The following is an 8488-nucleotide window of genomic DNA, read 5'->3' on the forward strand; positions in this document are numbered from 1 at the left end:
GCGAGAGGTAGCCACGGTCGAACTGCATGCCTTCAACGACATCGAGTTCGGTTTCAGCGGTCTTGGCTTCTTCGACGGTGATGACACCCTCGTTGCCGACCTTCTGCATGGCTTCAGCGATCATGTCGCCGATGGACGTTTCGCCGTTTGCCGAAATGGTGCCGACCTGGGCAACTTCGGAGGACGAAGTGATCTTCTTGGACGAAGCCTGGAGCGAAGCAACGACTTCAGCAACGGCGAGGTCGATACCGCGCTTCAGATCCATCGGGTTGAAGCCGGCCGCAACAGCCTTGACGCCTTCGACAACGATAGCCTGACCGAGAACGGTCGCGGTGGTGGTGCCGTCACCGGCAACATCGTTGGTCTTGGAAGCGACCGAGCGCAGGAGCTGGGCGCCGAGGTTTTCGAACTTGTCTTCGAGTTCGATTTCCTTGGCAACCGAAACACCGTCCTTGGTGATGCGCGGGGCGCCGAAGGACTTTTCGATAACGACGTTACGACCCTTGGGGCCGAGGGTCACCTTGACCGCATTGGCAAGGATGTTGACGCCGCGCAGCATCTTTTCGCGGGCTTCGGTCGAGAATTTTACTTCTTTGGCAGCCATGTGAGGCGCTCCTTAGAATGGGTTAAACGACTGGATAGGCGAGGCTTTTAGACCTCGACGATACCCATGATGTCGCTTTCCTTCATGATGATCAGGTCTTCGCCGTTAAGCTTGACCTCGGTGCCGCTCCACTTGCCGAAGAGCACGCGATCGCCGGCCTTCACGTCGAGGGCGTTGATCTTGCCATTTTCGTCGCGGGCGCCAGGGCCAACCGAAACGATCACGCCCTCGGAGGGCTTTTCCTTGGCGGTATCGGGGATAATGATCCCGCCCTTGGTCTTTTCTTCACTGTCGACGCGACGGACGACCACGCGGTCATGCAGGGGACGGAAGCCCATGATTTTTTCCTCTTGGCATCATTTCTGAATGCAATTTCGGCCTGTTAGCACTCGAAGTGGCTGAGTGCTAGCAAGGTGACCGGATATAGGGATGCGGCGGCGAGAGAGTCAAGGTTCGGTGAACGGAGATTTTGTTCGTGCGTTAACACGGGGAGATGAACCTCATGCAAAGGAGGCTGCTGTGGCCGCCGACGAGACGACTTCGATTGTGAGCCCGATTGCCGGACGCGTGCATATCTTTTTCGACGATGGCGAAATCGCGAGCACGCTCAACGCTTTGCGATTGGAAGAAGCGGGACGGACACCGCAGATTTTTGTGCCGCTCGATGCCGTGCATCCCGGTATCCTCGAACTCTCCGAAACAAGGCGCGAAGAGCCGGGGAAGGGTGAGGCACATTATTATACCATCAAGACGCTCACCGCCGACGGGCCCGATGAGGCCTGGTATTATCCTTATGCCGACGGCGCCTATGGGCCGATCCGCGATCTCATCACCTTCGGCGGCGAGCGCGTCAAAGTGAGTGTTTCCGAGGTCTAGGCGTTAGCACACTGTTAGCATCGAGATTAACCCGGTGCGGATAAGGAGAATGGGGCGCTTATGCTGCCCCACTTTCCTCTTTCTTCGTGGGCCGAGGTGCTGCATAAGGCAGATATGAGCGAACAATCTCCATACCAGATCAAGCTGAGCCTCAAGGGCGGCAGCGGTCCCAACGCCAACTGGCACTGGGAAATCCATGATGCCGACGGCAAGGTCGTCAAGACCGGCAGCGCCGTGGGCCCCGAGCACAAGGCCTTCGCCACGGCGCGAATTGCCAAAGAGAAGCTGGAAAAAACCCAGTCTAAATAGGCCGTTCGTCCGGCTCGGATAGTGTCCCATGTCCGCCCTCGACAAAAGCCCCGCCCAAGCTTTCTCCGCGCATGCGGCAAATCCCATGCGCGGCATCATGCTCAAGGTGGTGTCGGTCTTCTTCTTCGTGGGCATGGCCACCATGCTCAAAGCGACCCAAACGGTACCATCGGGACAGATGGTATTCTTCCGTTCCTTTTTTGCGCTGCTGCCCGTTCTGGCCTATCTCGGCTGGAAGGGACGGCTGGGCAATGCCTTTGCAACGAAGCGCCCGATTGGGCATATCCTGCGCGGGCTTGTCGGCGTTGCCTCGATGAGCCTTGGGTTCTTCGCCCTGACGCGCCTGCCGCTGCCCGAGGCGACGGCGATTTCTTATGCGACCCCGCTCCTGATCGTCATCTTCTCGGCCGTGCTGCTCAATGAGCGCGTACATTTCTTTCGCTGGACGGCAGTCGTTGTCGGGCTGGTCGGCGTCGTCATCATCCTCTGGCCGCGCCTGACGGTTTTTTCGGCGGGCGCAGCGCTCGGCGATGCAGAGGCAGTGGGCGCTTTGGCAGCGCTTATGGCCGCCGTTCTATCGGCCTTTGCGATGATGGCCGTGCGCAATCTCGTCCATACCGAGCGCACCGAGGCGATCGTCACCTACTTCTTCATCAGCGCCAGCGTGCTCTCGCTTCTGACACTGCCCTTCGGTTGGATATGGCCGACGCCTGAACAGGCGGCGCTACTGATTGGTGCGGGGTTCTTTGGCGGCATCGGGCAATTGCTGATGACTTCCTCCTATCGTCATGCCGATATGTCGGTGATCGCCCCCTTCGAATATGTGTCGCTGATCCTGACCATCGTGCTGGGCTATTTCATCTTCGCCGATGTGCCGACGCTGACCATGATTCTGGGCGCATTGATCATCGTCGGTTCGGGCATTGCCGTCATTTTGCGGGAACATCGGCTCGGGCTCGATCGGATCAAGTCCAAGGAAGCCAATACGCCTTGACCGCGGCGCCTCCAGACCTACCTAAAGGCGACAAGGGCAGGGGGCATCAATGGCAGCGACGGCAGCCGTCATCTTTTCGGCTTTAATCATCGGGTTGGCGCTGTTTCAGGCCAATCTCGCCGCCGGCGCGCCTTGGGGGCGTCTTGCCTGGGGCGGGCAATATCTGCGCTTGCCCCTGGGGCTGCGCATCGGCAGCGCGGTTTCGATTTTGATCTATGCCGGTTTTGCTGCGATCGTGCTGGGCAAAGCCGGGCTCGTGGCGTTGACCGGCGACTGGCTTGGGACGGCGACCTGGGTGATCGCTGCATTGCTGGCGGTCGGGACGGTGATGAATGCCATTTCGCGCAGCATGCCTGAGCGGTTGGTGATGACGCCGGTGGCTGCGGTGTTGTGTGGAGCTGCGGTGATCGTGGCGCTGGGATAGCCCTTCATTTTGCGCTTTGTCGGCCTCTCGCGCGATGTCACCCCGGCGCAGGCCGGGGTCCATCCTGAGATCTCAAGCTGGGTCCCGGCCTTCGCCGGGATGACAGCCGGTGGGTGGTTTTCCATCAACGCCGCGACGTTTGGAGCGTTGATACGCCCTAGCGCTTGACCCGGTAATGCGACTGCACGAGGCCGGAGGGGAAGGATTTGGTCTCGATGTGCTCGAGCGCGATGTCCTGATCGAGCGGTCCGAAAAGCGGGATGCCGTCGCCGAGGAGGATCGGAATGCGGCTGACGATCATGTCCTCGATCAAGCCCGCACGAAGGAACGACTGGATGAGTTTTCCGCCATCGGCATAAATGCGTTGCCAGCCGCGCGAGGCGGCAAGGTCCATGGCCCCTTCGGGCGTCGCAGCAATGACCTCGACCTTGTCCTTGAGGTGATCGGAAACGGAAGCCGGATCGAGGCTGCGGCTTACCACCAGAACCGGCTTTTCATAGTACCACTGATCGAAGGTGACGACCTTTTCATAGGTGCCGCGGCCCATGATGATGCCGTCCATTTTTGCGATATGGGCATTGTAGCCGTGGTCTTCACCGAGGCTCGAAAAGCTCGTCAGCCACTCGATGTCGTCGTCCTTACGGGCGATGAAGCCGTCGAGACTGGTGGCGATGAAGACATGGGATGATGGCATCTGGCTCTCCTTTGGATAGAGGAGATTTAGGCGCGCGACGTGTCAGGCGGTGGCAGGAGGCGGGCGGATAAGTGATGGGCTTTGGTTCGTCACTAGGCGCCGAATCCGCAGCTATGTAATAAGGGGATGTTCCCTGATAGTGCCGAAAAATGGAGATGGCGGTGACTGGAGAGACGTTTCATCCAATCGTTCAGAAAATCTCGAGCCAGGTCGCTGACAAGCTGGGCGCGCAGGTCGCCGAAACCGTCGAGCGCTGCCTCCTGGATATGCTGACGAGGACCGTCACTTATCTGCCCGATGGAACGGCATTCGTCATAACGGGCGACATTCCGGCAATGTGGCTCCGTGACTCGACGGCCCAACTTGCCCCGTTCCTGCACCTCGCGCACCAGGATTCTGGCTTGGCCGATTTGATTGCGGCGGTGTCGAGGCGCCAACTCGACTATGTGCTGCTCGATCCCTATGCCAATGCCTTCAACGCCGGCGGCAATGCTGCGGGACACAAGGACGTATTTCCGCAGTCTGCCTGGGTGTGGGAGCGCAAATACGAGATCGACTCGCTCGCCTACACCATCCAGCTTGCCTATGATCTGTGGGCGACAACGCGCCGAACCGACCATCTGCAAAGCTTCGTGGATGTGGCCAAGGTCGTCATCCAAACTTGGCGGACCGAGCAGGACCACGAGCGCAATTCGACTTATCGTTTTGGGCGTCTCGATTGCCCTCCGAGCGACACGCTGACGCGCGAAGGGCTTGGGCCGATCACCGGCCATACCGGCATGACCTGGGCGGGGTTCAGGCCGAGCGATGATGCGTGTGTCTACGGCTACAACATTCCCGGCAACGCCTTTGCTGCGGTGGCGCTAAAATATATCGCCGAACTGGCCACCGAGGTTTTTGGCGACCATGCTCTTGCTCAGGACGCCGATCGCCTGCGCGAGGATATCGCACAGGGTATCGAGCGCTTCGGACTGGTGCATGTCGATGGCGGAGACCGGGTCTACGCCTACGAGGTCGATGGGCTCGGCAATAGCTTGTTCGCCGACGACGCCAATGTGCCGAGCCTTCTTTCGCTCCCCATGCTGGGTTGGTGCACGGCAGCGGACCCGATCTATCAGGCGACCCGCTCCCGCATTCTGAGCAAGGCAAACCCCTATTTCTACGCCGGGACGGCCGCCTCGGGTGTCGGCAGTCCGCATACGCCGCCGGACCAAGTCTGGCCGATTGCCTTGGCCGTGCAGGGGCTGACCAGCGATGATCCCGCTGAAAAGCGCGACTTGCTGGCCCTGTTGCTTGCCACTGACGGTGGAACGGGGCTCATGCACGAGTCCTTCCACGTCGATGATCCGACCAAGTTCACGCGACCATGGTTCTCCTGGGCCAATGCCATGTTTTGCGAGCTGGCGTTTGATGTTGCAGGCCTGCGCAGCTACCGCCGCTCCGCTGGAACGGGTGCGTAGACCGCTGCTCTATTAGCGCAAAAGCGGGAATCCATTGCGCTGAAACAGACATTCCCGCTTTCGCGGGAATGACACCGTGGATGTGGGGGTTTCGAGGCTGGCCTCAGCCGGCCTTCTGCATCTCCGCCCAGCCCTGGCGCTTGCGGTAGATGGTGGACGGGCTGATTTCGAGCGCGGCGGCGGCCATGGAAATATTGCCGGCGAAGGCCGCGATCGCGTCTTCGATGATCTTTTGTTCCTGCTGCCACATCGGCAGGATGGCGCGGCGGCCTTCGGCGCGCGGAGCAGGGGCCTCGACCGGGACAAAGGCCTGAGACTCGATATCGGCGGCGGTGAGCATGCCGATGTCGATATCCCCGCCATCGAACATGACGACGATGCGGCGCACCAGGTTCTGCAATTGCCGGATATTGCCGGGCCAGTCGGCAGCGGTGAGTTGCTGGGAGGCTTCATTGGAGAAGCCGCCGAACACCTTGTGCTCTTCGCGCGCATAGCGCGCCAGGAAGTGGCGGGCGAGGACCATGATATCGGTCGGGCGCTGGCGCAGCGGCGGCAGGTGGATCGGCAGGACGTGCAGGCGATAGAACAGGTCCTCGCGGAACTTCCGCTCGGTGATCATCTGCAGGGGATTGCGATTGGTGGCGCAGATGACGCGCACATCGACCTTGCGCATATTGGCTTCGCCGACGCGCGAAATGGTGCCGGTCTGAAGGAAGCGCAGCAGCTTGGACTGCAGGGAAAGATCCATTTCCCCGATTTCATCGAGGAACAGCGTGCCGCCATCGGCGAGCTCGGCCGCACCCTTGCGGTCTTCATGCGCGCCGGTAAAAGCGCCGCGGGCGACGCCGAACAGTTCGCTTTCCATCAGGTCGCGCGGAATGGCGGCGCAATTGATGGCAACGAAGCGTTTTCCCGCGCGCGGACCCTGCGAATGTAGGGCTTCGGCGCAGACATCCTTGCCGGTGCCGCTTTCGCCCGTGATGAAGACCGGGGCAGACGAAGTCGCAACGCGCCCGATCTGCTCATAGATGAACTGCATGGCGTTCGACGCGCCGACAAAGCCGGCAAAATCGGGGGTGGCCTGAGGCAGGCTCGTATCGAGACCGAGCGAACGGGGGCGACCGTGGCGCTGGGCAAGTTCGCCAATGCGGGTGGCAAGGCTCGGACCGGCAATGGGCTTGGTCACATAGTCATGGGCGCCGGCACGCATCGCGCCGACGGCGGCGGTGACTGAGGCGCCCCCGGCCATGGCAACGACAAGCGCGCCTTCGGCGTGGCGCACGACGCGTCCCATGCCTTCATCGTCGCGCTCGGCAATGTCATTCAGGCTCGGCATATCGGCCAGAATGATGTCGAATCGGTTGGCGCGCAGCATGTCGAGGGCTTCGCGGCCGGACTTTACGAGGGTCACGGCAGGCGTGCAGAGCAGGGCCTGGCTCAACGATTCGCCAATCTGAGAGGCCGCTTCCGCGTCGCTGTCGATCAGCAGAAGCCGGCCGCTCAGCGCGTTGTCGTGGCCCGAAATCATTGCCATTACGCCCAATTCCTCGTGTTTCGCCATGTGCCTGACCGTTGCCGGACAGCCATGACGTTCGCGGGGATTGTTGACGAACAGGGTAAATAATCCGTTCTTTACCTGTAGGATCGGGTCTAAGTGCTTTTTCCGTCACATTGGCAATGGTATGACAGGTGCGTCGAATCTAGCCACAATCTGAACCTGGGATGCCATGCAGGCTCTGGTCTATCTCTTTATCGCGCTTGCGGGTTTTGCGATTGGCGCAACATCCTACTTCGCCTTGTCGTTTACGCTCGCCGAAGCGATCCTGGTTGCGCTGGTCGTTGCATGCATTGCTACGCTTGTTACCGAACGCCGTTTGCGGCTGCGTGCGGAAAAGCGCCTCGAACGCGGTATCGAGGATCTCTCGCGTCTGCTGGCGACCGATGCCCAGGCCGGCTCCGTGCTCGGCCGCCGCATCAATGCCCTGTCTGAGCTGAACCCCGGCCAGCGTCTCGAAACCATCGAAGCCGATATTTCGGTGCTTGGAACGGTCATTCGTCAGGTGGCTGAGGCTGTCGCCGATATCGAGGAAAAAGCGTCAGCGCCCGCAGCCATCCCTGCGGGCGATCGATTTGCGAGCGAGGCACCGCGCGCCGTTCCGGCGCCGCGACCCAACGATGACATCGAGCCGATCATCCCACTCGAAATGGTGCGTCAGGCGCTGGGCAACCAGCGTCTTGTCTATCATATCCAGCCCGTTGCGCGGCTGCCGCAGCGTCGTCCCGCCGGCTACGACCTCATCCCGCGCCTGATGCTGGAAGATGGTGACCTTGCCGAGCCCGTCGACTTCCTGCCGCGCCATGGCGGCGAAGACGTTTTGCAGCGGATCGACGGCACTGCGCTCAACGAGGCCGTGGCGATTGCCCGTCGCGCCCGCACCGGCGGCCAGGCGATTTCGCTCTATATTCCCTTGAGCAGCGCGACGGTGCGCGACAGCGCGGCGGTGGAGCAGTTGCTCGCCATTCTCGATGCCAACCGCGTTATTGCCACCGGCCTGATCTTCGTTGTTGCCGAAGTGGAATTCCAGGAGCTGATGCAGACGGCGCGTACGGCGCTGCAGGCGATCCAGCGCCGCGGCGCGGGTTTTTCGCTGTCCAACACCACTTCGCTGCGGCTCAATTTTGCCGATCTTTCCGAACTGGGTGTGCGCACCATCCGCGTCATCGCCAGCAAGCTGATCAATTCCCCGGACGTCTATACCGACTTCCACCTCTCCGATATTGCCAGCTATGTGGGCCGTTTCGACGTCACCCTGCTGGCGACCGGGGTGACCGACGAGCGCCAGATCGTCGAGCTGCTCGACAATGAAATCACCCTGGTGCAGGGCAATCATGTCGCTCCGGCTGGCCCCGTGCGTCCCGACCTCCTGCTCGAGCCGACCCGCACCGTTGCCCCGCCCGCCCCGCAGCGCCCGGAAGCCGCGCGTCGTCGCGCCGAGCTCTGAAATCGGCAGTTCCATCGGTTTCGGGCTTGATCGCCCGGACCGAACTGCCACATAGCAGCCTGAGACATTTTTAGACGGGAACCGAACCCATGTCCGCAGCCGCGCCCCTGCCCATCATTTCCGGC

Annotated in this window: 10 protein-coding genes; 6 read left to right on the forward strand and 4 right to left on the reverse strand. The window is 61.1% G+C overall.

Going from position 1 to position 8488, the window contains the following annotated elements; translation table 11 throughout:
* Together ABW043_RS14320 and ABW043_RS14325 are read right to left on the reverse strand one after the other, a co-directional pair.
* Positions 1 to 604 (reverse strand): TCP-1/cpn60 chaperonin family protein (locus ABW043_RS14320; RefSeq protein WP_353921884.1); only part of this gene is annotated, 604 nt, incomplete at its 3' end.
* A 47-nt stretch (positions 605 to 651) separates the two neighbouring features.
* Entirely contained in the window at positions 652 to 942 is a 291-nt protein-coding gene (locus ABW043_RS14325) for a co-chaperone GroES (RefSeq protein WP_046144411.1), read from the reverse strand.
* 181 nt (positions 943 to 1123) lie between these two features.
* Between ABW043_RS14325 and ABW043_RS14330 the strand changes: the two genes are divergently transcribed.
* From ABW043_RS14330 to ABW043_RS14345, 4 genes are read left to right on the forward strand one after another with little or no spacing between them, the layout of a single operon-like run.
* Positions 1124 to 1480 carry a DUF427 domain-containing protein gene (locus tag ABW043_RS14330; RefSeq protein WP_353921885.1) on the forward strand — a complete coding sequence of 119 codons (357 nt, stop codon included), beginning with the start codon at positions 1124 to 1126 and terminating at the stop codon, positions 1478 to 1480.
* A gap of 60 nt (positions 1481 to 1540) precedes the next feature.
* Positions 1541 to 1789, forward strand: coding sequence for a hypothetical protein (locus tag ABW043_RS14335; RefSeq protein WP_353921886.1), 249 nt, complete (start codon positions 1541 to 1543; stop codon positions 1787 to 1789).
* Between the two features lie 28 nt (positions 1790 to 1817).
* Positions 1818 to 2783 (forward strand): DMT family transporter, encoded by a 966-nt coding sequence (locus ABW043_RS14340; RefSeq protein ID WP_353921887.1) that lies wholly within the window; start codon positions 1818 to 1820, stop codon positions 2781 to 2783.
* Between the two features lie 49 nt (positions 2784 to 2832).
* Entirely contained in the window at positions 2833 to 3207 is a 375-nt protein-coding gene (locus ABW043_RS14345) for a hypothetical protein (RefSeq protein WP_353921888.1), read from the forward strand.
* Between the two features lie 157 nt (positions 3208 to 3364).
* On the opposite strand, the gene ABW043_RS14350 is transcribed toward ABW043_RS14345, so the two are convergent.
* Positions 3365 to 3901 carry a dihydrofolate reductase family protein gene (locus ABW043_RS14350; protein WP_353921889.1) on the reverse strand — a complete coding sequence of 179 codons (537 nt, stop codon included), beginning with the start codon at positions 3899 to 3901 and terminating at the stop codon, positions 3365 to 3367.
* A gap of 161 nt (positions 3902 to 4062) precedes the next feature.
* On the opposite strand from ABW043_RS14350, the gene ABW043_RS14355 reads away from it, so the two are divergent.
* On the forward strand, positions 4063 to 5361 hold the full coding sequence (locus ABW043_RS14355; RefSeq protein ID WP_353921890.1) for a glycoside hydrolase family 125 protein: 1299 nt from the start codon (positions 4063 to 4065) through the stop codon (positions 5359 to 5361).
* A 103-nt stretch (positions 5362 to 5464) separates the two neighbouring features.
* Here ABW043_RS14355 and ABW043_RS14360 read toward each other — a convergent pair whose 3' ends face one another.
* Positions 5465 to 6895 carry a sigma-54-dependent transcriptional regulator gene (locus ABW043_RS14360; RefSeq protein WP_353921891.1) on the reverse strand — a complete coding sequence of 477 codons (1431 nt, stop codon included), beginning with the start codon at positions 6893 to 6895 and terminating at the stop codon, positions 5465 to 5467.
* A gap of 193 nt (positions 6896 to 7088) precedes the next feature.
* Here ABW043_RS14360 and ABW043_RS14365 point away from each other — a divergent pair, with 193 nt between their 5' ends.
* The gene (locus tag ABW043_RS14365) at positions 7089 to 8363 is read left to right on the forward strand and encodes an EAL domain-containing protein (RefSeq protein WP_353921892.1); all 1275 of its coding nucleotides are present in this window, start codon (positions 7089 to 7091) and stop codon (positions 8361 to 8363) included.
* Positions 8364 to 8488: the final 125 nt, after the last annotated feature.

Source organism: Devosia sp. (assembly GCF_040509215.1).
Taxonomy (GTDB): domain Bacteria; phylum Pseudomonadota; class Alphaproteobacteria; order Rhizobiales; family Devosiaceae; genus Devosia.

Excerpts from the sequence above, each read along its gene's own strand:
- ABW043_RS14350 (WP_353921889.1), bottom strand. The coding sequence starts at position 3,901 with ATGCCATCATCCCATGTCTTCATCGCCACCAGTCTCGACGGCTTCATC.
- ABW043_RS14365 (WP_353921892.1), top strand. The coding sequence starts at position 7,089 with ATGCAGGCTCTGGTCTATCTCTTTATCGCGCTTGCGGGTTTTGCGATT.
- ABW043_RS14345 (WP_353921888.1), top strand. The coding sequence starts at position 2,833 with ATGGCAGCGACGGCAGCCGTCATCTTTTCGGCTTTAATCATCGGGTTG.
- ABW043_RS14360 (WP_353921891.1), bottom strand. The coding sequence starts at position 6,895 with ATGGCAATGATTTCGGGCCACGACAACGCGCTGAGCGGCCGGCTTCTG.
- ABW043_RS14325 (WP_046144411.1), bottom strand. The coding sequence starts at position 942 with ATGGGCTTCCGTCCCCTGCATGACCGCGTGGTCGTCCGTCGCGTCGAC.
- ABW043_RS14335 (WP_353921886.1), top strand. The coding sequence starts at position 1,541 with ATGCTGCCCCACTTTCCTCTTTCTTCGTGGGCCGAGGTGCTGCATAAG.
- ABW043_RS14340 (WP_353921887.1), top strand. The coding sequence starts at position 1,818 with ATGTCCGCCCTCGACAAAAGCCCCGCCCAAGCTTTCTCCGCGCATGCG.